This window comes from Paenibacillus sp. FSL L8-0663, from assembly GCF_038008125.1.
Classification (GTDB): Bacteria; Bacillota; Bacilli; order Paenibacillales; family Paenibacillaceae; genus Paenibacillus; species Paenibacillus polymyxa_D.
Window position 1 is genome coordinate 5,319,414 of the sequence record NZ_JBBOYM010000001.1, and the last position, 22,567, is coordinate 5,341,980.

At 49.1% G+C, this 22,567-nt stretch carries 21 protein-coding genes and 1 pseudogene; 6 read left to right on the forward strand and 16 right to left on the reverse strand.

Annotation, left to right across the window (positions count from 1 at the left end):
- Positions 1–128 precede the first annotated feature (128 nt).
- Positions 129–1,085, reverse strand: coding sequence for a nucleoside hydrolase (locus tag MKY75_RS23580; protein WP_013312477.1), 957 nt, complete (start codon positions 1,083–1,085; stop codon positions 129–131).
- Positions 1,086–1,295: 210 nt separating this feature from the next.
- Between MKY75_RS23580 and MKY75_RS23585 the strand changes: the two genes are divergently transcribed.
- Positions 1,296–1,889, forward strand: a complete 594-nt coding sequence (locus MKY75_RS23585; protein WP_165145925.1) for a hypothetical protein — start codon at positions 1,296–1,298, stop codon at positions 1,887–1,889.
- Positions 1,890–1,970: 81 nt separating this feature from the next.
- Here the strand turns inward: MKY75_RS23585 and MKY75_RS23590 are convergent, their stop codons facing one another.
- Genes MKY75_RS23590 through MKY75_RS23600 form a run of 3 tightly spaced genes read right to left on the reverse strand, consistent with a single transcriptional unit; the run spans position 1,971 to position 5,488 of the window.
- Positions 1,971–2,579 carry a pentapeptide repeat-containing protein gene (locus tag MKY75_RS23590; protein ID WP_340886731.1) on the reverse strand — a complete coding sequence of 203 codons (609 nt, stop codon included), beginning with the start codon at positions 2,577–2,579 and terminating at the stop codon, positions 1,971–1,973.
- A gap of 37 nt (positions 2,580–2,616) precedes the next feature.
- Positions 2,617–3,126 carry a MarR family winged helix-turn-helix transcriptional regulator gene (locus MKY75_RS23595; protein WP_029518649.1) on the reverse strand — a complete coding sequence of 170 codons (510 nt, stop codon included), beginning with the start codon at positions 3,124–3,126 and terminating at the stop codon, positions 2,617–2,619.
- Positions 3,116–5,488: an ATP-dependent DNA helicase gene (locus MKY75_RS23600; protein ID WP_340886734.1), complete on the reverse strand. Its 2,373-nt coding sequence runs from the start codon at positions 5,486–5,488 to the stop codon at positions 3,116–3,118. Before MKY75_RS23600 ends, MKY75_RS23595 begins: the two co-directional genes overlap by 11 nt.
- A 169-nt stretch (positions 5,489–5,657) precedes the next feature.
- Between MKY75_RS23600 and MKY75_RS23605 the strand changes: the two genes are divergently transcribed.
- A complete protein-coding gene (locus tag MKY75_RS23605; RefSeq protein WP_029518651.1) occupies positions 5,658–6,734 on the forward strand; it encodes a GGDEF domain-containing protein in 1,077 nt (358 codons plus the stop codon).
- A gap of 134 nt (positions 6,735–6,868) precedes the next feature.
- Positions 6,869–7,042: an aspartyl-phosphate phosphatase Spo0E family protein gene (locus MKY75_RS23610; protein WP_013312483.1), complete on the forward strand. Its 174-nt coding sequence runs from the start codon at positions 6,869–6,871 to the stop codon at positions 7,040–7,042.
- Between the two features lie 83 nt (positions 7,043–7,125).
- On the opposite strand, the gene cidR is transcribed toward MKY75_RS23610, so the two are convergent.
- Positions 7,126–8,013, reverse strand: a complete 888-nt coding sequence (gene cidR / locus MKY75_RS23615) for a cidABC operon transcriptional activator CidR (RefSeq protein WP_328801165.1) — start codon at positions 8,011–8,013, stop codon at positions 7,126–7,128.
- A 131-nt stretch (positions 8,014–8,144) separates the two neighbouring features.
- Between cidR and MKY75_RS23620 the strand changes: the two genes are divergently transcribed.
- A complete protein-coding gene (locus tag MKY75_RS23620) occupies positions 8,145–8,516 on the forward strand; it encodes a CidA/LrgA family protein (protein ID WP_029518652.1) in 372 nt (123 codons plus the stop codon).
- Entirely contained in the window at positions 8,513–9,190 is a 678-nt protein-coding gene (locus MKY75_RS23625) for a CidB/LrgB family autolysis modulator (RefSeq protein ID WP_029518653.1), read from the forward strand. The genes MKY75_RS23620 and MKY75_RS23625 overlap by 4 nt, the downstream gene beginning before the upstream one ends.
- Before the next feature lie 149 nt (positions 9,191–9,339).
- Here MKY75_RS23625 and MKY75_RS23630 read toward each other — a convergent pair whose 3' ends face one another.
- The 4 genes from MKY75_RS23630 to MKY75_RS23645 all read right to left on the reverse strand — a co-directional run bounded on the left by MKY75_RS23630 (position 9,340) and on the right by MKY75_RS23645 (position 14,500).
- Positions 9,340–11,043, reverse strand: a complete 1,704-nt coding sequence (locus MKY75_RS23630; RefSeq protein ID WP_340887121.1) for a glycerol-3-phosphate dehydrogenase/oxidase — start codon at positions 11,041–11,043, stop codon at positions 9,340–9,342.
- A gap of 193 nt (positions 11,044–11,236) precedes the next feature.
- The gene (gene glpK / locus MKY75_RS23635) at positions 11,237–12,727 is read right to left on the reverse strand and encodes a glycerol kinase GlpK (RefSeq protein WP_340886736.1); all 1,491 of its coding nucleotides are present in this window, start codon (positions 12,725–12,727) and stop codon (positions 11,237–11,239) included.
- Between the two features lie 56 nt (positions 12,728–12,783).
- Positions 12,784–13,341, reverse strand: coding sequence for a glycerol-3-phosphate responsive antiterminator (locus tag MKY75_RS23640; protein ID WP_023990856.1), 558 nt, complete (start codon positions 13,339–13,341; stop codon positions 12,784–12,786).
- 205 nt (positions 13,342–13,546) lie between these two features.
- Positions 13,547–14,500 (reverse strand): alpha/beta hydrolase, encoded by a 954-nt coding sequence (locus MKY75_RS23645; RefSeq protein WP_029518657.1) that lies wholly within the window; start codon positions 14,498–14,500, stop codon positions 13,547–13,549.
- Positions 14,501–14,760: 260 nt separating this feature from the next.
- Here MKY75_RS23645 and MKY75_RS23650 point away from each other — a divergent pair, with 260 nt between their 5' ends.
- On the forward strand, positions 14,761–15,396 hold the full coding sequence (locus tag MKY75_RS23650; protein ID WP_340886738.1) for an NAD(P)-dependent oxidoreductase: 636 nt from the start codon (positions 14,761–14,763) through the stop codon (positions 15,394–15,396).
- Positions 15,397–15,555: 159 nt separating this feature from the next.
- Here MKY75_RS23650 and MKY75_RS23655 read toward each other — a convergent pair.
- From MKY75_RS23655 to MKY75_RS23685, 7 genes and pseudogenes are all read right to left on the reverse strand, one after another.
- Positions 15,556–16,223, reverse strand: a pseudogene (locus MKY75_RS23655) (cation:proton antiporter); the annotation flags it as partial.
- A gap of 131 nt (positions 16,224–16,354) precedes the next feature.
- Positions 16,355–16,945, reverse strand: a complete 591-nt coding sequence (locus MKY75_RS23660) for a GNAT family N-acetyltransferase (RefSeq protein ID WP_165145901.1) — start codon at positions 16,943–16,945, stop codon at positions 16,355–16,357.
- 62 nt (positions 16,946–17,007) lie between these two features.
- A complete protein-coding gene (locus MKY75_RS23665; RefSeq protein ID WP_165145898.1) occupies positions 17,008–18,369 on the reverse strand; it encodes an MFS transporter in 1,362 nt (453 codons plus the stop codon).
- Between the two features lie 92 nt (positions 18,370–18,461).
- Positions 18,462–19,613, reverse strand: a complete 1,152-nt coding sequence (locus MKY75_RS23670) for a winged helix-turn-helix domain-containing protein (RefSeq protein WP_165145895.1) — start codon at positions 19,611–19,613, stop codon at positions 18,462–18,464.
- Entirely contained in the window at positions 19,594–20,832 is a 1,239-nt protein-coding gene (locus tag MKY75_RS23675) for a CynX/NimT family MFS transporter (RefSeq protein WP_039271770.1), read from the reverse strand. The genes MKY75_RS23670 and MKY75_RS23675 overlap by 20 nt, the downstream gene beginning before the upstream one ends.
- Before the next feature lie 247 nt (positions 20,833–21,079).
- On the reverse strand, positions 21,080–21,856 hold the full coding sequence (gene kduD, locus MKY75_RS23680) for a 2-dehydro-3-deoxy-D-gluconate 5-dehydrogenase KduD (RefSeq protein WP_069010990.1): 777 nt from the start codon (positions 21,854–21,856) through the stop codon (positions 21,080–21,082).
- Positions 21,857–21,905: 49 nt separating this feature from the next.
- Positions 21,906–22,550 carry a bifunctional 2-keto-4-hydroxyglutarate aldolase/2-keto-3-deoxy-6-phosphogluconate aldolase gene (locus MKY75_RS23685; protein WP_029518665.1) on the reverse strand — a complete coding sequence of 215 codons (645 nt, stop codon included), beginning with the start codon at positions 22,548–22,550 and terminating at the stop codon, positions 21,906–21,908.
- Positions 22,551–22,567: the final 17 nt, after the last annotated feature.

Genomic DNA, 22,567 nt, shown 5'->3' on the forward strand with positions numbered 1-22,567 from the left:
GCTAGTGATGATATGGTATATCATGTAATAGAAGCCCGTGACGCATAACGTTCACGGGCTTTATGTTATGGGTACGTCTCACTAGGCAGTATTATCGCCCTATGCCGCACGTCTGTACATTTCCAGACTTAGTAACGTTTGGGAGCAGCCAGCTTGGCCAAATCCGCCATATACGTAAAGAAGGCTTCCGGGTCTGTATCATACACCAGATTCACAGGACGTCCATCCGCCTGTTCCACCGTTCTGCCCTGACTTGGCCCTTCTGCGATCACGCTGCAATGCACCGTCTTTTTCTTGACAATGTCCGGGCGTCCTACGGATGCAGTGGTCAGTACATCCCACAAGTAGTAGGTTGAGTTCGTTTCGCTATAGACGAGCGGCGGACATCCCGCGTAGCAGTTGCCTAGGAAATCCACGCCCTCATATCGGCGCTCGGCAGCCCAACGATTGCGTACTGCTGGAGTTAATGGTACTTTGCTTGTGCTTTCCAGCGCTACCAGATCAATCGTGATGCCGCTTTGCCACACCCGATATGCCGCTTCTGGGTCCCAGAATACATTCCACTCTGCTGTGCCGTCATGCTCCGGCTCTTCCACATTCCCTTTTTCAAAGGTGCCGCCCATCCATACCAGCTTTTCAATCTTTGCTTCAATATCCGGTGCTTCATCCAGCGCTCGCGCCAGATCGGTTAGCGGTCCAGTGAATAGCAACAGCGTCTTACCTTCAGCTCCGCGTACCTTTTCGATCAGATGCTGATGAGCTGGCAGGGATGAAAGCGGTGCTTCCATACGCCCCGATTCATTCAGTACGGGTAATGCATCCACATAGAAGGAATGTAAACGCCAAGCGGCAGGAAACGGATTTTTACCGCGTGAATTAGACTTTGCGACTTCCACAGGCCCTTTATTTTGTCCAAAACGATCAATAATTTTACGGCTGGCATCCGTCGCAGGCTCCAGATAACCATCTGCTGGAATCACCGATACTCCGGTCAAATGAACCTGCTCCATCTGAAGCAGCATAAAAAGGGATACTAGATCATCCACTCCACCATCATGATTAAAATAAACGTTTGTCTGACTCATCTGTCTCTTCCTTCCTTTATCCCCGTAAGCAGGCTTGTTCTTATCGGCAACCACCCTTCATTATGCCTGATCGCTTCACAGGAGTAAATGTGCGATAGTGCGTGAATCAGGGATTTTTTGCTTGCGCCATGCTTAAGATAGGTAGAAATGTGTGTAATAACAGGGTAGAATCATGGGTCCTAATCGGAAGCGTATGAAGGAGAGATGCATATGACAGCCCAAACAATAGAAGAGTTGGAGCAGATCCGTAAAGAGTGTAAATCCATGGTGACAAAAAGAGCTGCGGCTTCGGGTGGAGCGGTATTAGTTCCAGTTCCAGGGGCTGACGTTCTTGCTGATGTTGGCATTTTGATGCAGCTACTGCCAGCCATTAATGGAAAGTTCGGATTATCTGAGAAGCAGCTGGAAGGTCTGGACGCAGAAACCAAATCCATGGTGTATGGTTTTATCACTTCGATTGGCAGCAAGCTGATTGGGCGACTCATCACCCGTGAAGTTATCGTGCAGATTTTGCAAAAGATGGGCATTCGGATCGCTACCAAGCAGGTTAGCAAGTTTGTTCCCCTTCTGGGGCAAGGGCTAGCCGCGGCAATTGGCTTTACTGCTATGCGAACCATTGGCAATCGGCATGTCGATCAATGTTATGAAGTAGCCAAACGCTTGCTGGAACAGCGAACTGCCGTAGATATCGCGCGCAACTGGACGGTTCCACAGCAGCCTCTAGAGCCTGTGGGAATTGATCATTTGCCAAACCAGAACCCGGAAGCAGCAATTCCACTACTGCCGGCATCCACTAAAGATTAAGTCCTTCAATTTCGAATCAACCGTCCATTTCACCCGCACGGGGTACTCCAGATCAAAACCAGCATCGGTATCCCGTGCTTTTTAGCCTTCTACCTTGGCTCCATAGGAGCGAGCCACCGCTACTGCCTGCTCGATATCCAACTTGGCTCCGGTGATGTCCAGATCTTTAAAATTCACGCCATCCATCTTCGCACCGCGCAGGTCTGTTCCTTGAAGATGGGCTTTGTGCAGTCTTACCCGGCTAAGATCAGCCTCTCGCAAATCTGCTTTTTCCAAATTGCATTCGGATAAGTCGGCTTCCTTGAATCGTATTCTTCGCAAATCTTGTTTTCTTAAATCTGCATGACGCAAATTCGTATAAGACCAATCTCCGCCCGTAATTGTGATACCATCCATATTCGCCCCCGCAAAATCTGAACCTACCAGCTTGCAGTTATCAAACCGGACTACAAACAGATTGGCGCTGGTGAACAAACAATTGGTAAAAGCCGACTCCTTGTAGTGAGATGCATTCAGAATGGCCCCGGTAAAATCACAGTCCACAAAAGTACAGCCTTCCACAAGGGACTCATTCATCTCCACACCCCGAAAGCGACATCGGGTAAACTCGCAATTTTTCCACTCACCTTCTCTGGCATCCATTGATCCAAAATCACGGTCTTCATAGACCTCATCTGTATAAAAGAACATGTTCTCTCTCCTATTCCTTATTCCCTATATCAGGAATTCAGCATTTCGGCAAGGACCGCTCAAAACCGCCTTTCATTTTCCCCAGCAAACCCTTCATCATCTGATGATCCTGCGGCGTAAACTCAGACATACACGACCGAATCAGCTTCGTATAATAAGGGACTATCTTACTTAATAGCTCTCGTCCTGCCTCTTTTAATCCGACAGTCACCATCCGTCCGTCACTCTCATGAGCCACACGTTCAATCATGCCATCTCGCTCTAATCCGTCGATCAGTCCCGTCATGGTCCCACGCGTGACATCCGCTTTTTCCGCTAACTCCGATGGTGTCATGCGATGCGGCGAGTGGCAATGCAACAGGCTAAGCACGATAATCCGACCCTGAGAAGCCCCCAACTTGGTCAAATCTGTATCCATTTCTCTGAAAATACCGTTAGCCAAGCGCGCAAATGTCACAAAAGTCTCTATATTATCTACTTCGGCATCCTCATGTCCAAAGCTACGCAGCACCCCGCGTATGGAGTCATTATGAAAATTAAAGTTCATAGTCTATCCATTCCTTCCTTAATCCCGCTTGTTCCGTCAGACGGTAGCTTTTCCATTCATCTGGCAGCAAAGAAGCATACGGTTCCTTGGCAAAACGATCATCTACCAGGACCAACAATCCTTCGTCGTGCTCTGTGCGGATAAGCCTGCCACCTGCCTGAAGAACCTTGTTCATCCCTGGATATACATACGCATAGTTGAAACCATTCCGTCCCTGTTCCGAAAAGTAATCCCGCAGCACATCTCGCTCTGCTCCAATTTGCGGCAAGCCAACGCCGACGACGACTACCCCATTTAAGCGATCCCCGGGTAAATCAACACCTTCAGCAAACACACCACCCAATACGGCAAAGCCAAGCAAGGTGTGCTCTTGCCCAGGCTGGAAGGCCTCTAGGAATCGATCCCGCTCTGGTTCGGTCATCCCCGGACTTTGTACCAACGTATTTGCGGACACGTCCCGAAGCATGAACTCCTCATATACCTCACGCAGGTATGGATAGGACGGGAAAAACACAAGCATATTTCCTTTCCGTTCCACAACCAATGCAGCCAGCATATCCGCAATCGCCCCTTTGGAACGCTCGCGATCCCGATAACGGATGGAGAGCGGCAGCAGACGTACATCCCATTGCTCCTGATGGAAAGGGGAAGGAACCTGTAACGTATAATCTTCCTCGTTTGCTCCGAGCATGTCCCGATAATAAGCAAGCGGTGTCAACGTCGCGGAAAAATAAATGGCTGAGCGGTAGCCCTTAATAGCTTGTCCCAGCAAGTGAGAAGGATCGAGGCAGAACAGCTTGACCCTCACTTCACTGCGCCCTGCTTCCACATAAGTAACGTACCGTTCATCATATAAAGCAGCAATCCGCAGCATATTCTGAGCAGTAAAATACGTATCCAGAAGCAATGCGTAGGCCGTACTTTCACTGCTTGCGCGACTTGTACTACTCCCCGTTACCAGTTCACGTTCAGCAGCTTCCACAAAAGGCACCAGCAGCTCCAGCACCTCTTGCGGCGCTACTGTCTCCACTGCTTTTCCTGTGTCTGCATATTGCTTGCGCAGCGTAATCATATGTGCGTTCACTGCACTCGCAGCCGCAGCAATCTCCGAGCTTAGCAGCTTAAATTCTCGTTTCAGTTCCAAAAAAGAAGATTTCAAAATTTCCGCCGAAAACATGTCCCGGCCGCGTTCTACCAGATTATGCGCCTCATCCACCAGTACGACACCTTTTCGCTTGTGCTCCTCCAGCAATCTTTTCAGAGAAATCCGTGGATCGAAAACATAATTATAATCACTGATTATACCATCCGAGGCATACGCCACATCCAGCGAAAATTCAAAGGGACAAACCTTATGCTTGCGCGCATAACGCTCAATCACCGATCGAGTCATTAACGTCTCATTCGCCAAAATATCGGATACCGCACCGTTGATCCGGTCGTAGTAGCCCTCGCACATGCTGCATGATCCAGCGTCACAATCATTTTCATCCTTAAAGCAAATTTTATCCTTCGCAGTCAAAGTCACCACATGCATGTGCAGCCCTTGGGCCTGCATTCTGGCATAAGCTTCTTCGGCTGCTGCCCGAGTGGTGGTACGAGCCGTTACATAATATACTCGCCTAACCTGCCCCTCACCGATCGCCTTGATCGCGGGAAACAAAGTGGATACCGTTTTACCGATACCCGTAGGCGCTTTGGCAAACAGGTTAACCCCTTCGGCAATCGTCTTGTACACCGAACCCGCGAGCGTTCGCTGACCCGAACGATACGTGTCAAAGGGAAAATTCAACATAGCAATGCTGGCATCCCGCTTTTCCGCATGTGCTCTCAGCAGGAATGCATACGGTGCATAACCAGCAATCATCTTCTGCGCGAAAGCTTCCATCTCAGTAAAGGATAGCTCGCGCCTAAATCGGCGAATGTCTTCACTGTGTGCCTGCACATAAGTAAGCTGGACCTGCATGGAATGATGTTGTTCCTCACGAGCAATCATATAGGCATACAGAAATGCTTGCGCCCAGTGTACGGGTTGACCGTCACCCTGAATATCTTCGAGAGGCAAAGAGATCGATTTAATTTCATCGACCGTCCATACGCCATCCAGCTCAATCAGTCCGTCACAGCGGCCTTCAATGATAAACAATTCGTCCTTATACTGAATTTCTGTACGTAAATGTACCTCTTTGCGGTCATGCTCCTTGTAACCTTTCTGGATAACCTGATGCACGCGAGTTCCTTCGAGCATACTGCTATTCGATCGAAAGCCGCTATGAATGCTGCCGCTCCGATGCACATATTCCACAAGTGGACGCACCGATATGTGAATTGGTTCCTTCATACGATCACCCGTTCCGGTCATAGTCCTTTCACTGTACCACGTAGATAAACGAAACGTAAGGGACAGAAGAATCGTTTAATGGTCGATTGGTATTCACTCACGCCTACTTTTTACCGAAATATAGAAACGAGGCCTTTTGCTTTATTCCCCACGATACTACAACTCTCATTACAGCATAAAGGATAGGGATATGTTAAAAGAATTAATTAACAATTTTGCGTTATTAACGAGCTTCTTATTCTTCGGAAATTTATTTTCCCGGAAATATGAACGTTACCTGACAAATCATGCACTCATTCATCAGATATTAAACGGTTTAATGCTGGGCGTGTTTAGCATTCTGTTAATGATGACCGGTTTATGGATCCGTGGGCACTTTGTGGTTGATCTCCGCCAATTGGCGATTATCATATCTGTTTATATAGGAGGATCGGTATCCGGTCTGCTGACCACCCTGATCGTCATCCTGTATCGTATTTACATCACAGGGGGATGGACGGATATTACTCTGACTGTTACGGTTAATTGCTTCATGACACTAGTCCTTTCACTTATCTTTATTCGAGAAAAAAAGCTAGCCCTCGGCAAATGGATGTCAGCCGTGCTTGGGGCTGTTGTTGTGTCGCTGTTATCTGCTTTTTTTGTGGATGATCCACCCAACTTAGAATCTATAATAATGATCACAACCGTGAAGATTCTTGGCGGCTTGTTCACTTATTTTATGATGTCCCATATCAAAAAAACAGAACGGGCTATTCACCTGCTGGAAGAGGCTGCGAACCGCGATCATTTAACCGGGCTATACAGTCCGCGTGCTTTTGATGCGCTGTTCGAAGAGGTACTTCATGCTTCCAAAACTACAAAAAAACCCTTTGGACTTGTGATGCTAGATATTGACCACTTTAAAAAAATTAATGATACGTACGGCCATTTGAACGGAGACGCAGTCTTAAGCCAACTGGGAATTTTGTTAAATCGGGAATCTACAACAAGAGCATATCCCTCCCGTAAGGGCGGAGAGGAATTCGCAATTCTACTCGGAGACTGTGATACCGAAAAGGCGGCAAACTTTGCCGAGAAGATTCGGAAAGCTGTGGAAAATGAATGTTTTCTCTTGAATGACGGAACCATACTCTCCTTAACCGTATCCATCGGGGCAGGCAGCTCTCCTGTTATTGCATCGAGGCGTTTATTGGAAAAAGCAGACGAGGCATTGTATGAAGCTAAACGATCAGGACGCAATCGGGTAGAACTGGCAAAACCATAGATATTAGTCGCTAAATGTCAGGAAAGCTGGATTATTGTTAATAAAAAGTGGTAAAATGGAAATAACATCGTTATCAAAAAAACTTCTGCCGCTAGTGGAGACATGCCTTACAATCGACATGGGGGGTGGGCTTTGTGAACCTCGAACAATTGGAAAAACTCATGGAAAAAGAACGCCGTGAACTGAATCGCATGGCTGACTTACACGGATTAAAAGATGAACGTGTATTGGACAAATCCTCCAGACTTGACCGTATTATGGACAAGTACCTTCACACCAAGCGTGCAATAAACCAAACACACTCATAGAAGCAAGCTACATCGCTGCCCCTCAGGGCAGCTTTTTTATTCTGCATCGTACTCACCTTCTCGCGGACTGACTACTTCCCGCCCTATTCCGTCCGCAACAATTGCTGTGTGAACGATATCCATTCTCTGGCGGCAAAGGACAGGTAGCGATCGTTCCGCCAAATCATCCCCAAATGCCAAGGAATGACGGGGTCTACCAATGGAAGAACACGCAAGCGCTCAGAATCCAGATCTCGGCAAATGGCCTCCGGCAACAGAGCTACTCCCAGGTTTGCAGCAACCATTTCGCTAATCAGATCCCATTGTGAGCTTTCGTACACTACACGCGGCTGAAAGCCGGCACGAACACATTCCGCAATGATACGGTCATGCAGCGTAAAATCCTCACGAAACAGTACAAATGCCTCCTCCGCCAACGCAGATAACGGTACCTCCTTGCACTCTGCCAATGCATGCGTAGGATGAACGAGCAAATTCAGCTTTTCCTCCACAAACAGAAATGTCTCAAACATATCTCCAACTGCGGGCAGCACGATCACCCCGATATCCAATGCCCCGGCTTCTACGTCCCGTTCCACTTTCTTCGCCCCGTCCTCAAATAATTGAATGGTCACATCAGGATATGCCTTATGGAATTCTCCAATGACACGCGGAAAAAAGCTCGATCCGACCATAGGGGGCAGGCCAATACGGATATGTCCCTTTTTCAGGTTCATCAAATCACTCAGCTCCGAGGACAGGCTCTGAAAGGACTTTACAATTGCTTGTGCCTGAAGCTCAATGACCTTTCCCGCGTCCGTCAATTCGATTCTTTTGCCAATTCGGTCGAACAAAGCGACCCCCAGTTCATCTTCTAGACTTTTAATCGTCTTACTGATCGTCGGCTGGGTAATAAACATGCTCTGGGCTGCCTTTGTAAAGCTACGCAACCGCGCGACTTCCAAAAAATATTGTAAATGTCGGATATCCAAAGCTACACCTTCTCCCATAGATAAACGGAATAGATTATATTCTTTATATGCATTTTACTCATGAAAGCTTGTGATGTAAAATTTCATTACAGTTTGAAAATAACCGATCACAAAGATAGGAGTCATTATATATGAAAAGCTTCATACGCGGTGTCCTCCAGATCGCCGTCCTGATGGCCTTTTCGCTCATCCTGAACGCGGTAGTCTCCTGGCTCCACCTGCCTATACCCGGTAGTATCATTGGTATGCTAATCCTTTTTATTCTGCTGCAAACCGGCTTGGTCCGGCTAAGCTGGATTGAAGTTGGCGCAAACTGGTTGCTGGCCGAGCTGCTATTATTCTTTATTCCCTCCGCTGTCGGCGTCATGAATTATTGGCCGATGCTGGAACACGATGGTATGAGCATTATGCTGGTCGTGTTGCTCGGCACCTTTCTGGTGATGGCCTGCACAGGTATGGTCGCCAGTCTGCTTGGTAAACGAAAGGAGCATAAATCATCATGATCGGTCTTCTATGTATTGTATTGACACTCGCTATTTACTGGATGGCCAAACGCATGTACCGCACACTGCCCAAGGTGTATTTGTCTCCATTGCTCATTACACCTGTTGTTATCATTTTGATTTTGACGCTGACGGGTGTGAATTACCGTTCTTATAATTCGGGCGCCCACTTGCTGTCCATGCTGCTACAGCCAGCTACGATTGCATTTGCTGTCCCTTTGTACCGATATTTCCCAGTGTTAAAAAAACACGCTACCCAAATCGTGCTTAGCGTGCTGTCTGGATCTGTTGTAGCCGTGTTGTCCTCCATGGCGCTTGCCAAGTGGATGCACCTGAATTCTTCGCTGCTGAGCAGCCTGATTCCTCGCTCCATTACGACACCCATTGCGATGAATGTATCGCAAACGATTGGCGGCAATCCGACGGTCACAGCTGTATTCGTTATTCTGACCGGATTGAGCGGTCTTATTATCGGTCCAGTGATTGTAAAACTGTTCCGTATCGAAAATGAAGTCTCCCGTGGGGTACTGCTCGGTACCGGTGCTCATGGTACGGGCACTTCCAAAGCATTCGAGTTCAGTTTGCTGACGGGGACGATATCCAGCATCTCGATGGTGCTCGCCGCTCTCTTTACCTTGGCAGCCGCCCCGTTCCTGTTCCACTTGATGCTGTAAACAATCTGCATACAAAAAAAGCAGCGATTCTCCAATAACAAGAGAATCGCTGTTTTTGTTTTGTAGGCCCCTTTTCCACATAAAGCAGTGGTGAGAACGAAACGATGGTAGAGAAGCGGAGCGGTAAAGGATACGCATCCTCGTTCCTATTAGATGGCTTTAACGTCACCTTGTTTCACCTCTACCTCTAAAGGCGTTACAGCTTCATACAGGTAAGCATCCAGCTCAGCCGTATATTGTCGTTCTTGCGCGGCGCTCCAGCCTACATGTTCGGACATCCATGCGATGGCAGGCTGTTTCCAGCGCTTCACCTCGTCAATCTGAAAGAACAGCGCCCCAGTTCGGCGTATGAAAAAATCAGACGGTGTCACCGTCATTTCCTGTTCCATCGCATACAGGAGCGGGACACGCACTTCCACAGGCAGTGCCGCTTCCTTCTCGGTAGTCTCCTTCATGCTGCGTGCCGCTATCGCAAACAGCCGCTCTGTGTTAGAGCCATAGCGGGTAGCCCATGCTCTAGCTATATCCGGCGACAGGCCGAGTGCAACACCTGCTGCGGTTTGCTTACCTACGTACGCGTCCCAGCCCGCCGAGCCGCCTACGCTGCCACCCGAAATCGGGATGTGTCTGGTGCGGCATGCCCGGAAGCTCTGCCCATGCAAGCGCCCCAGCTCCCGTACCGCACGATCCACGACGAGTTCGGACATTTTCCGGTAGCCCGTCAGCTTGCCGCCTGCAATCGTGATCAGACCTGAACGGGATTCCCAAATTTCGTCCTTACGTGAAATTTCTGAAGGGCTTTTACCGTCTTCATAAATGAGCGGCCGTACCCCTGCCCAACTGGATTCTACATCCGTAACAGTCAGCTTCACATCCGGGAACATTCCGTTGATCGCTTGAAGCACATACGCCCGATCTTCGACGGTCATCCGGGGATGCGCCGTATCCCCCTCATACACCGTGTCAGTCGTACCTGCATAAGTTTTTCCATCACGCGGGATGGCAAATACCATGCGTCCATCCGGTGTATCGAAGTACACTGCCTGTTTGAGCGGAAAGCGCTCAGCATCGAACACTAGGTGAATACCTTTCGTCAGGCGTAGCACCTTACCCTCCTTGGAGCGATCCATTTCCCGCAGCGTGTCTACCCATGGTCCAGCTGCATTAATAACCAGCGAAGCTCGAATTTCGTATGGTTTTCCCGTTACCCGGTCCGTTACGCTTGCACCGCTTATTCGTCCTTCGTCATACAGCAGCTTGTCAGCCTTGGCATAGTTCACCGCCAGCGCCCCTCGTGTAACAGCCTCCTTCATGACCTCAATCGTCAGGCGAGCGTCATCTGTACGATACTCCACATAGCTGCCGCTTCCCTTCAGTCCATCACGCTTCAGCAAAGGCTCGCGCTCTAGTGTAGCCTGGATGTCCAGCATACGACGGCGCTCACTACGCTTAACACCGGCAAGGAAATCATATACCAGCAGCCCGACAGAGGTGGTGAATGCGTTAAACGTGCCGCCCTTGTGAAAAGGAAGCAGCATACGCTCCGGTATGGTCACATGTGGGCCATTTTCGAATACGATTGCCCGCTCCTTTCCGACCTCGGCTACCATCTTAACTTCCAACTGCTTCAAATAGCGAAGACCCCCATGCACTAGCTTGGTCGAGCGGCTGGACGTACCTGCTGCGAAATCCTGCATCTCCACCAGTGCTGTCTTCAAACCACGATCCGCCGCATCCAGCGCAATACCCGCCCCTGTAATGCCGCCGCCAATGATTAATATATCAAAATGCTCATGTCCCATACGTTCCAAGACAGCGGTTCTCTCCTGCGCAGCAAATCCCTGTTCTCCCATCATGTATCCCTCCAGCTTTGTATATATTCACGATGCAATCTGCCAACCGAATCATCATAAGGTACAAAAAAAGACCACGAACATCGCTGCGGCGGATGCCGAGCGGTTCATGGTCTCTCCAAGTCTCCTGACGAGTATTAACTTATCTATATCGTAGCACACACGATACGCTATGAAAAGGGAAATCTGCCTGCTACTTGAACGCCATTGCGGCATGAACTGCCTTTTTCCAGCCACCATAAAGATCAGCCCGCACGTCTTCACTCATGGACGGAGTAAAGGTATGATCACTTTGCGCATACCCCCGGACCTCATCCAAACTGCTCCAGAACCCAACTGCCAGTCCTGCTAAATACGCCGCACCGAGTGCAGTTGTCTCGTTCACAGCAGGTCGTTCTACTGGCAGATCGAGAATATCGCTCTGGAACTGCATCAGGAACTCGTTCATCACTGCACCTCCATCTACACGCAATGAACGCACAGGTGCACCTGAATCGCTCGCCATGGCAGTTAGGACATCTTTAGTCTGGTAGGCCAGCGATTCCAGTACCGCTCGTATAAAATGCTCCTTGGTCGTTCCCCGCGTCAAACCAAATGTCGCACCGCGCACGTCACTATCCCAATACGGGCTGCCCAGACCCACAAAGGCCGGGACAAAATATACCCCTTCTGTGGAGGTCACACGCGCCGCATACGCTTCACTATCTTTGGCTTCGCGGAACATACGCAACCCATCACGCAGCCACTGAATAGCAGATCCGGCTACAAAAATGCTGCCCTCCAGCGCATACTTCACCTGACCATTCAGCCCCCATGCAATGGTCGTAATCAGTCCATGTTCCGAGTCACAGGGTTCATCTCCGGTATTCATCAGCATAAAGCATCCCGTACCGTATGTATTTTTAATCATACCTTTGTCAAAGCATCCCTGACCGAACAGAGCGGCTTGTTGATCGCCTGCCGCTCCGGCAATAGGGATTTCCTGTCCGAAAAAGTGATAATCCACCGTATGCGCATATATCTCAGAAGATGATTTCACCTCTGGTAGCATAGACGCAGGAACGCCGAGAATATCCAGCAGCTCCTCATCCCATTTTAGCTCATAAATGTTGTACATGAGTGTGCGGGCCGCATTGGAGTAGTCTGTTACATGTGCTTTACCACCAGACAATCTCCAGATTAGCCAGGTATCAATCGTACCAAACAGCAAATCCCCACGCTCCGCTTGAGCTCGTGCCCCTTCGACGTTGTCGAGTATCCATTTGACCTTGGTGCCAGAAAAGTAGGGATCAATGAGTAGTCCCGTTTTGCTATGAAAAATATGATCAAATCCACGGCTTTTCAATTCCTCGCAGATCCCGGCTGTTTGCCGTGACTGCCATACCAGTGCATGATATACAGGCAGACCCGTATGTTTATCCCACACTACTACGGTTTCCCGTTGATTCGTAATACCAATCCCGGCAATTTGGCTGTCTTTCACACCTGATTCTGACAAGCAGGAGGCGATGACGGCCAAAATAGAGCTCCATATTTCATTGGCGTTTTGCTCTACCCACCCGGGCTGGGGAAAATACTGTGGGAACTCCCGTTGTGCCTTGTATACCACTGTTCCCTGCCGATCAAACAAGATGGCCCGCGAACTGGTTGTGCCCTGATCTAAGGCAAGAATGTATTGCTCCATCGTTTCCCAGCCTCCTTGCTTATTATGTATGGTTACCCACTTGATACAAATAAAAGCTATTGCTTATAGTGTTCGAACAGCTGTTTATTGGAGGTCGTAACTGCTGTAGCTCCCGCGGCCAACGCTGCTTCCACATCCTCAGGGGTGCGAATAAGTCCGCCTGCCAAAATAGGAATGCCAGTGCGTTCGCTGACCTCCTTAATCATCGGTGGAACAACACCGGGCAGCACCTCAATATAATCCGGACGCGTTTTTTCTACCAGCGCGTAGCTTTTTTCCAGTGCAATCGTATCGAGCAGGAACACCCGCTGTACAGCAAGAATTCCTTTCTTTTTAGCAGTTGCGATCACCCCGGACCGGGTCGAAATAATCCCAAATGGCTTAATTTCCTGACACAAATATTCAGCCGCATACTCGTCATTCTTCAAGCCTTGCACCAGATCGGCATGCAGGAGCATTTGCTTGCTGCGACTTCTAGCCATCTGGTACAGGTTGCGCAGCTGCGCTACATGCGTATCCAGAAAAACCGCATACTCATAAGAGCTGTCTAAAATACCCTCCAGCTGCTTCATATGCTTAGCTGCAGGTAAAATGCGTTGTCCCTGAAATGGCATGGATATCCCCCTTAGGCTGAATGTCGGTCAAACTCGTTCAAATTTTATATTATCACTCTGTTCGATGAACGTGAAGCGGTTTCATTGCAGATATGTATAAAGGCTGCCTTCCCTGCAATAGATGTCAGCAGGAAGAAGACAGCCTAATCATTCAAAGAACTGGATCAAATCACACGACGGCACCCTTAAAATGCTCTATAGTGTACTAGCCCTCAAACCCTTGGCGCAGCCATGAGGTAGCGAGCATGATCGCACCGCGCTTGGCCGCGGTTTCAGACAATGGGTTCAGCATCACAAAGTCGTGGATGATGCCCTGAAAGCGTGCAGCGGTCACATCCACCCCCGCTTCACGTAGCTTGTCCGCATAGGCCTCGCCTTCATCGCGCAGCACATCGGCCTCACCTGTAATGACCAGCGCACGTGGTAGCCCTTCGAGCTGTTCTGTGGTGGCACGTAATGGGGACGCCGTGATCTGCGCTCGTTCGTTGGGATCCGTCGTATATTGATCCCAAAACCATTGCATTCCTTCGCGGCTCAGGAAATATCCTGTGGCGAACTCATGATATGATTCTGTGTCAAAGGAAGCATCCGTCACTGGATAGAACAGCAACTGCTGGCGAATGGTAGGGCCGCTACGTTCTTTGGCCAGCAGCGTTACGGCCGCCGTCATATTACCGCCCACACTGTCTCCGGCTACCGTCAGCGTATCGGGCTTCAGCCCATGCTCGCGTCCGTGCTGTGCCACCCATTGAACGACCGCGTAAATTTCCTCAATCGCCGTCGGATATTTAGCTTCAGGGGACAAGCTGTATTCTGGAAATACAACTGCTGCCTGTGAGCCGACTGCCAATTCACGAATCAGGCGATCATGCGTATGAGCATTACCGAATACCCAGCCTGCTCCGTGAATATATACAATGACCGGGAGATCGCTTGTCACCTGTTGTGGGCGAACAATTCTGACCTTCACCTCACCGCCAGGCCCGCCTGGAATGGTTAGATCTTCTACATCTGCGGCAGGTTTGTCTGCTGGGCCGGATTGAACCTCATTGACCGTTTCACGTCCTTTTTCAGGACCCAAATCATATAGAAACGGAGGCTTGGCATTATCGTCTGCAAATTTCTGTGCTGCGGGTTCAAGCTGTACTTTTTTACTCATATCGATTCACTCTTCCTTTCTTATCTGTGGTCTACATATATCCAATATGGCTTAAGTTTGCTCATTCAGTTTCACTTTATATATTTAAACGAGTTCCTCTCCTTCCAATCGGAGGACTTTAGTTTGCCCAGCAGAAGAGCTTGACTTTTATTTTATGTTGTAACTATAATAGTTACATATTTAAGTTCGTAAATGCACTGAGTACACTTACGATCAAACGAATGAATCATCCACATCATATCTATAGGAGGCTATCTATTATGAAAATTGCAGTTATTGGTGCAACCGGTAAAGCAGGAAATAATATCGTAAAAGAAGCATTAGACAGAGGGCATGAAGTAACCGCCATCGTCCGTGACTCGTCTAAAGTAACAGAAAGTCGTGCTACTGTGGTACAAAAAGACGTTTTTGATCTGAAAACAGATGATCTGAAAGGTTTTGACGTAGTCGTTAATGCATTTGCCGCTCCACTCGGACAAGAGCATCTGCATGTCGATGCAGGTAACGTACTGATCGAAGCCCTGCGTAATGTATCCGGTACTCGCCTGATTGTCGTAGGTGGTGCAGGCAGCTTGTTCATTGACGAATCCCAAACACTTTTGGTAAAAGACGCTCCTGGCTTCCCTGATTTCGTATATCCAACAGCCAACAACCAAGGAAAAAACCTGGAAATTTTGCGTGGTACCAGCGACCTGAACTGGACCTTTATTAGCCCTTCTGCGGAATTTGCACTGGGTAAACGTACAGGCTCTTACCAAGTAGGAAAAGACACGCTGTTGGTTAATTCCAAAGGTGCAAGCTATGTCAGCTACGAGGACTATGCGGTTGCCGTAGTGGACGAAATCGAAAAACCACAACATCTGAACCAACGCTTCACAGTGGTGTCAGAGTCCTAATTTCTCTATTCTTGCAGCACATTTAGCATAAAAAAGACCCTTCGCCCATGTTCTCATGCTGCATGGAAAGTCCGCTCTACTCTAAAATCGGACTTTCCATGCACACTATGAGAAACTGAACCCGAAGGGTCTTTTTGTTATGACCTGTTGATACTCTCATTACAACTTATCAATGCTGGCCTTCTTTTCTGTATCGTGAGCGGAAGTCTCCCTCTTATCGCTAAAACACAGCTTGAGAATTGGAGGTGCAGCCAACGTTGTCAAAATGACGGCAATGATCACGGATGTAAAATATTGCTGTGCCAACAGACCCGACTGTAGACCGGTAGCTGCAATAATAAGTGCGACCTCGCCACGTGATATCATACCGGAGCCAATCGCAAGGGAAGAACGGTTATTGAAGCCCGTCAGCCGCGCGCCGAGGCCTCCTCCCACTAACTTCGTCACCAACGCAATCAGTGTCAAAACAACAACAAATCCGAGCTGCTGCCCTACTCCCTCAAAGGAAACATTTAATCCGTAGCTACGACGAAGAAAACTAGCCTTTTGCCAACAAGAAGTCCCAGCGAAGTTTCTCCACCCATACCGAATATATTCATTACTACCGCTAGCAGCACCACGACAAGCACATCATCCAGCACTGCGCACCCAAATTCCTAGAAACCAGCCTTCATGCACCGAGAATCCAAAGGCTTCCCTACACCAAAACCACAAATTAGCGGTAAAATAATGCCTCCAACCGCCACAGCTACCGCAGGCTTCCAATTACGTCGAAGTTGATCCAGATCCGTCTCCAGTCCAGCAATGAACATCAGCAGCAGGTTCCCCTAAAAAAGACATAAAGGAGCCTTGGTGACAGGCTCCTTCAGTAAATTCATATATTCATTTGATGTTGTCTGTCATATTTGCGCAAACAAGCAATTTTATCTCTTCTGCAAACCCGTGTAAACGTGTTGAATCAATTGTCTGCTTTTTTCACATAGCGGTTGCGGTATTCGTGGTCCAGCATACTCATCAGGATCGAATCATGGTATTCATAATTGTAGAATAAAGCATCCCGCTGCACACCTTCGCGCTGAAAGCCTACTTTTTCATAGCAACGAATGGCACGTTCATTAAAATCAAATACATTCAGCTCAATCCGATGCAGATTACAGATACCGAATCCGTAACCCAGCATGAGTACAAGCGCTTCAGTGCCGTAACCTTTCCCCTGATTTCCCTGCTCATTGATCGCAATACGGATGTTAGCACTGCGGTTCAGGCTGTCCATATCCTGCAGGGCTATATCCCCAATGACACGATCATCTTCGCGAAGCGCAATCAACAGCAACAAGCTTGAGGCATCCTGTCCTTTAGCTTCAATATAACGGGCAATTTGATCCTTGGTAAAGCTTCGTTGTGTGCCTGTCAGCCTCCGCACATCCTGATGGAACAATGTATTATAGTATAGCTCGGTGTCCTCTACGTTAACGGGACGCAAGTACACCCGTGATCCTTCAAGTAACCGTGCCACAGGCTCTGAGGCTGAAGTTTGTTGAGTCATCATGATCTCTCCCCTGCTAAAAATATGAATGACGAAAATCAAAGCAAATTATTGCGCAAGTTCGACTACGCAGGGTCTGCATTTTGCTCCGTAGTCAGGCTAGAATCAGCGAGGGACTCGCGCCAAATTACGGATTGAAGCAGCAGGCCTGCCAAGCCCAAGATTCCAACAGTCATCCCGATCCAGACAAAAGCCGTTCCCGCCCCTGCTATTCGGATCAATACTCCCCCGGCAAGCGGCGAAACGACCATGATTGCTCCAATCACGGTACTTTGGATACCGAAGACGCGTCCTACCATATCGGCAGGGGTTTTGGCTTGTAATATATAGTTCTGGGTGATAATGTACAGGCCATTGCCCACGCCCAGCACAGCCCCGATCATAAGTAGGACTGGCCATCCTGTTCCGGGCTGCGCCCAGCCTAAAGCAGCAATTGCTCCGCCAACCAGCACATATCCACCACCGAGCCCCCAGCCTGCGCTTATGCGATTCAAGCGATTAAGCGCAAGCATGCAACCGACGGCGCCAGCACCAATGGCTGAAACCAGCCAGCCAAGCAGCGATTCATTACCCGGAGCGAGCACTCGCAGCAATGTAGGGAACTGGTAGTCGATCATGAGAATGGCGATTAAGCCGAAAAGTCCGAATATGAGCGTATGCAAAAGCATTCGACTGCGCCATAAGAACGCCCAGCCCTCACGCCATTGGTTGAAAAAACGAGATGCGCGAACATGCTCCTCCCGCATTTGGACTTCATCAGCCTCAGGCGCTGTATGCGTAGCCGACTTTCCTTGCTGCTCGGCTGCAACAGCTTGTTGGTCTGCGCTGACCAGCGCCGGACCGATTCCGCGCAGCGGCCACAGCAGCAGTCCGGAACAGAGGCGCAGCAATGCATTGAGAATAATGCATGCCTGGGGAGACAACACAGTCAAGGTCATAGCGCCCAGTAATGGCCCTGCCACTTTGGAGGCCTGATTGACCAACCCATTCAGCGAGGTCGCCCGAAACAGGTCGTCGCTGGCGACTACCGTGCGGGTCAAGCCTTGCTGTGAAGGCATTTGAAATACGCCAGCCGCCGCGCGTAGACCGAGCAAAGGCAGCAGCCACACCGGACCTGGGACGGCGAGAATGGCCAGCGTCAATAAGGCAATAGCTGCATCGCAGACGATCATCAGCCGGGCCTTGTGTACCCGGTCAGCTAACGTGCCCGCGATAGAACCGAGCAGCAGACCCGGTAGCGCCATCACTACCGGAATCAGCGCAATCAGCATAGGGTCAGCTTCCCAGCGGTAGGCAACAAGCACCTGAATGGCGATAGCATCAAACCAATCGCCAAAGGAAGCAGCCGTGTGTGCCGCAAACATCCGCCGAAAACGGCCATTGCGCCAAATGCTAGGCGCGGATTGCAGTTCTTTCTTTTCCTTCATTATCTACTCACCCTGCTCTCATTTTCAGCTTTTTTTAGCAATAAGAACATTCTAGCGGGTCTATATCAGAGGAAAGTCAGACAGCTAAAAAATCAGGCCATTGAGATTGTCTGCTCCAGCCAGCGCCTTAGCGCCGAACGATGCAGTGTTAAACTGTTGTCCCGGTCAAGCTGATCATATTGAGCGGCATACTTCTCTTCCAGCGCTGGATAGGAACCGCAAAGCTTCAGGAACGAGCGAATTTGACATACCGCTTTGATTTTTAGTAATTCCTGTTTAGCCATATCAAGGGTATCCAATCCCTCATCCATGAGCCGCTCGGCGTTATCCACATCTCCAGTACGCAACAGCATAAGCCCGCGCATCATGCGATAACGGCCCAGCTCGCGCAAAAACGGGGCCTCCGACAGCATGCATTCCAGACGATCAGACAGTTCGGCAGCCTTTTCCATATGATTGGCAACCAGATGCATATACATCTCCATCAGCGCAACAGGCATCACAAAATTATCGAGATTATCCCGTTCCATGACCATCATGGTCAGTGGCAGACCTTCCTGGGCGTGTTCAGGTTGTCCGTTCTCTACATAAGCCTCCAGAATGTTGAGAATACGCAATTCCCGCTCCTGCGCTTCAGATAGCAATCCACTGGAAAGCGCACGCTCACATAGGACAAGCCCCTCATCCGTCACCCCTGCTGTGCACATATATAGCAGTAGCATCCAATACAATCGATCTGCGGGAGCAAAGTCCTCCCGTTCCAAGAACCAAGGCACATCCGCCTGTACAAAACGGGTATACATTTGATAAAAGACAGACAATTCAAAACCCATCTGCTCCTGCTGGGCAGCCAGCGCTACGATGGAATTTCCCTGCCCCAACAGCTGGTATTTGCGGAATAGTCCATGTACGGCGTCTTGCACCTCCTGATCGTGCAAGGACGGATGATTCTGTGGCTGCACGTCAGTCAAGGTCAAGCTGTAGCCATACCCTCTGACCGTATGAATACGGAGACCATCCCATGACTTAAGTTTTTTGCGCAATCTGTAGATATGATCATCTACCGTACGCTCCACCGGATACTCCAGCGGCCACACCCGATCCAGCAGTTGTTCACGGGTGAACACCTGGTTCCGGTTATCGTACAGAAAGCGCAACAGCGCAAATTCTTTAGCCAACAACATAACACGATCTGCATTACAAACCACACTGTAGCCATCTGCATCAAATTGTAGCCTGATCATCCACCTCGCCTCCGACATATCGTTTCTTGGCTGCACCCAGCCCTATAAACATAAGCAGAACACTCAGGCACAAAAGCAGCAACAGCGGAATGGTCCAGCCTTGTGTCGCATCATGCAAATAACCGAACAGTGTCGGCCCGGTCGCTGCCAGCAAATACCCAAAGGATTGCGCCATACCCGACAACTCTGCTGCCTGCTGCGGTGTCCGCGTCCGCAAATTGAAGAACATCATCACTAACGGGAAAGCAAAACCACCCGCTATACCGATACATATGACCCAAATCACGCTCCACTGTGTAGCCCCAAGCAGAAATCCACCCAGACCGATAAAATACAGCGCAGCCATAATCAGAACCAATACCCGCTGATCCTTCACTCGCGCCGCCCAAATAGGCACAATAAAAGTAAATGGCATTTGCGCAAACTGCATCACAGACAGCATCCAGCCCGCAGTTTCTGAATCCATTCCCTGTCCGCTCATCATTTCAGGAAACCAGGCGGCAGGAACATAGAACAAGGCAGATTGCAGCCCCATAAACAGCGTCACCTTCCAGGCCAAAGACGATTTATACACATTCACGGTTTGGGCAGATACTGCTGCTTTATTAGCTGTTTTGCGAGCCTTAAGGAGCTGGGGCACCCAGAGTAAAATACCTACGACACCCACAATCGCCCATATTCCCAAGGCACCTCGCCAGCCCATACCTCCATTTATAGCCAGCGGTATACTCAGGCCAGATGCGGTTGCTGCGACCACATTCATGGATACTGAGTATACGCCGGTCATCAGTCCGCTGTTGCGAGGAAACTCCTCTTTGATCAAGCTGGGCAGCAACACATTACACACGGCAATAGCCAGTCCCAGCATGGCGGTCCCGACAAATAATGCAGTAACCCCTAACGTTGAGCGCACTACAATACCTGCGGTCAACAGCAGCAAAGCTGCAAAAATAATAAGAGGCGATCCGAAGCGGCGCGACAGTTTGGCTACAAAAGGCGACAACAGGGCAAAAGCCAGCAGCGGCAATGTCGTTAATAGGCCACTCAGTGTATTCGAAATATGCAAAGAATCCTTAATCAAACCGATAAGAGGTCCTACCGAGGTAATCGAGGCGCGCAGATTGGCACCTACCAGAATGATCCCTACGGCAAGCACCCAAGGACCGGCATGCCACAAAGATTTGTATACCAAAGCTCGTTGGTGTTGCTGTGAACTCATCTCTCCATTCTCCAATCTATCTGTGTTATGCTCAAAGGCTCCAACCAAGTGTACGGCTGGAGCCTAGCAATTTTTATCTCATTAAATTATAAAGGCATTCGTGCCATATGCATAGGACGGATCGACACAGCGCCCCAAGTCTTCAAGTTCAGCATATAGCTTCATTGAAAAAATAAAAGCTGCCTGAAAGGATAGTTTCCTTTTGAGGCAGCTTCCAGTTCATAAACTTCGATGCGACCAGCGCTGCTTAACGTACCAGCCAGCCGCCGTCCACCGCCAAGATATGACCGTTCATATAGTCGGAACCCTGACTGGCGAGGAAAACCACAACTCCCATCAAATCAGACGGATCGCCCCAACGACCCGCAGGAATACGCGACAGGATTTCTTGATTGCGATTTTCATCCGCACGGATTGGAGCTGTATTTGCCGTAGCAATATAACCCGGCGCAATCGCATTAATCTGAACGTTATGAACTGCCAGCTCGTTCGCAAATGCCTTGGTCAAACCAGCTACCGCATGCTTGCTCGCTGTATACGGCGGAACGAATTTGCCGCCCTGAAAAGCAAGCATAGAAGCGACATTGATAATCTTCCCGCTTTTTTGCTCTACCATCACCTTTGCCACTTCCTGGCTCAGATGATATACGGCATTCAGGTTAATCTCCATGACAGCGTCCCAATCCTCATCTTTATACTCCAGCAGAGGGGCGCGACGAATCGTACCTGCATTGTTTACAAGGATATCAATTTTACCGAATTCATTGACGCATTCTTCTACAATTTTTTTAATGGATTCTTTCTCTGTCAGATCTGCCTGATAAAAGGCAACCTTCACACCCGTTGGCTCCAGCAAACGTCTTGTTTCTTCATACTCATCATTGTTAGCTACAATGAACAGGTCTGCACCCGCTTTGGCCAAAGCTACGGAATACCCTTGACCCAAACCAGTGTTGCCTCCTGTTACAATCGCCGTTTTACCTTTTAGACTGAAAAAATCCAATGAAAAATGGTCCAGACCCATGTCTACGCCTCCATCACAAATTAGTATAAAAACCTATATTTCCTGAAGCCTACAGCGCTGCGCGTACTTCTTTATATTTAGCTACATAACGTGCTGCATTTTCTGTGATCAAGTCGTAGCGACCTTCCTTGGCTGGAGCCGTCAAATTACCCCCAATTCCCACAGCTACACATCCGTTACGCAGCCAGGTTTCCATATTATCCAGATCAACACCACCCGTTGGCATAATCTGTACATGAGGCATTGGACCTCTAACGGCCTTCACAAAGTCCGCCCCCATTGCACTGCCTGGGAACAACTTCACGACATCGCTACCCAATTTCATGGCTTCCTTGATCTCATTCAGCGTCATACAGCCAGGCATATAAGGAATCGCGTACAAATTGCATAGCTTCGCTGTTTCTTCTTCAAAAGAAGGACTCACGACAAACTCTGCTCCGGCCAGAATAGCAATTCTCGCCGTCAGTGATTCCAGTACCGTTCCTGCACCAATCACTGCCCGATCCTTAAATTCATCTTTCAATCTTCGAATGACCTGATCCGCATCTGGCGTCGTAAATGTAAGCTCAATATTATCCAAGCCGCCTTCAATGCAGGCTTTAGACATGAGATACGCTTCCTCCGCCGTGTTTCCTCGAATGACTGCGACGACACCTACCGAAGTGATATGTTCCAAAACTTTCTTTTTCGTCATGTTCCTGATCCTTTCCA

What these genes read in the sequence shown, in the direction of transcription:
- MKY75_RS23660 (WP_165145901.1), bottom strand. Translation starts at nt 16,945, where the DNA reads ATGATGACTCAACAAACTTCAGCCTCAGAGCCTGTGGCACGGTTACTT.
- MKY75_RS23595 (WP_029518649.1), bottom strand. Translation starts at nt 3,126, where the DNA reads ATGAACTTTAATTTTCATAATGACTCCATACGCGGGGTGCTGCGTAGC.
- MKY75_RS23580 (WP_013312477.1), bottom strand. Translation starts at nt 1,085, where the DNA reads ATGAGTCAGACAAACGTTTATTTTAATCATGATGGTGGAGTGGATGAT.
- MKY75_RS23630 (WP_340887121.1), bottom strand. Translation starts at nt 11,043, where the DNA reads ATGGGAGAACAGGGATTTGCTGCGCAGGAGAGAACCGCTGTCTTGGAA.
- MKY75_RS23665 (WP_165145898.1), bottom strand. Translation starts at nt 18,369, where the DNA reads ATGAAGGAAAAGAAAGAACTGCAATCCGCGCCTAGCATTTGGCGCAAT.
- glpK (WP_340886736.1), bottom strand. Translation starts at nt 12,727, where the DNA reads ATGGAGCAATACATTCTTGCCTTAGATCAGGGCACAACCAGTTCGCGG.
- MKY75_RS23605 (WP_029518651.1), top strand. Translation starts at nt 5,658, where the DNA reads ATGTTAAAAGAATTAATTAACAATTTTGCGTTATTAACGAGCTTCTTA.
- MKY75_RS23685 (WP_029518665.1), bottom strand. Translation starts at nt 22,550, where the DNA reads ATGACGAAAAAGAAAGTTTTGGAACATATCACTTCGGTAGGTGTCGTC.
- MKY75_RS23590 (WP_340886731.1), bottom strand. Translation starts at nt 2,579, where the DNA reads ATGTTCTTTTATACAGATGAGGTCTATGAAGACCGTGATTTTGGATCA.
- MKY75_RS23670 (WP_165145895.1), bottom strand. Translation starts at nt 19,613, where the DNA reads ATGATCAGGCTACAATTTGATGCAGATGGCTACAGTGTGGTTTGTAAT.
- MKY75_RS23650 (WP_340886738.1), top strand. Translation starts at nt 14,761, where the DNA reads ATGAAAATTGCAGTTATTGGTGCAACCGGTAAAGCAGGAAATAATATC.
- MKY75_RS23600 (WP_340886734.1), bottom strand. Translation starts at nt 5,488, where the DNA reads ATGACCGGAACGGGTGATCGTATGAAGGAACCAATTCACATATCGGTG.
- MKY75_RS23585 (WP_165145925.1), top strand. Translation starts at nt 1,296, where the DNA reads ATGACAGCCCAAACAATAGAAGAGTTGGAGCAGATCCGTAAAGAGTGT.
- MKY75_RS23675 (WP_039271770.1), bottom strand. Translation starts at nt 20,832, where the DNA reads ATGAGTTCACAGCAACACCAACGAGCTTTGGTATACAAATCTTTGTGG.
- MKY75_RS23640 (WP_023990856.1), bottom strand. Translation starts at nt 13,341, where the DNA reads ATGCCATTTCAGGGACAACGCATTTTACCTGCAGCTAAGCATATGAAG.
- MKY75_RS23620 (WP_029518652.1), top strand. Translation starts at nt 8,145, where the DNA reads ATGAAAAGCTTCATACGCGGTGTCCTCCAGATCGCCGTCCTGATGGCC.
- MKY75_RS23645 (WP_029518657.1), bottom strand. Translation starts at nt 14,500, where the DNA reads ATGAGTAAAAAAGTACAGCTTGAACCCGCAGCACAGAAATTTGCAGAC.
- MKY75_RS23625 (WP_029518653.1), top strand. Translation starts at nt 8,513, where the DNA reads ATGATCGGTCTTCTATGTATTGTATTGACACTCGCTATTTACTGGATG.
- kduD (WP_069010990.1), bottom strand. Translation starts at nt 21,856, where the DNA reads ATGGGTCTGGACCATTTTTCATTGGATTTTTTCAGTCTAAAAGGTAAA.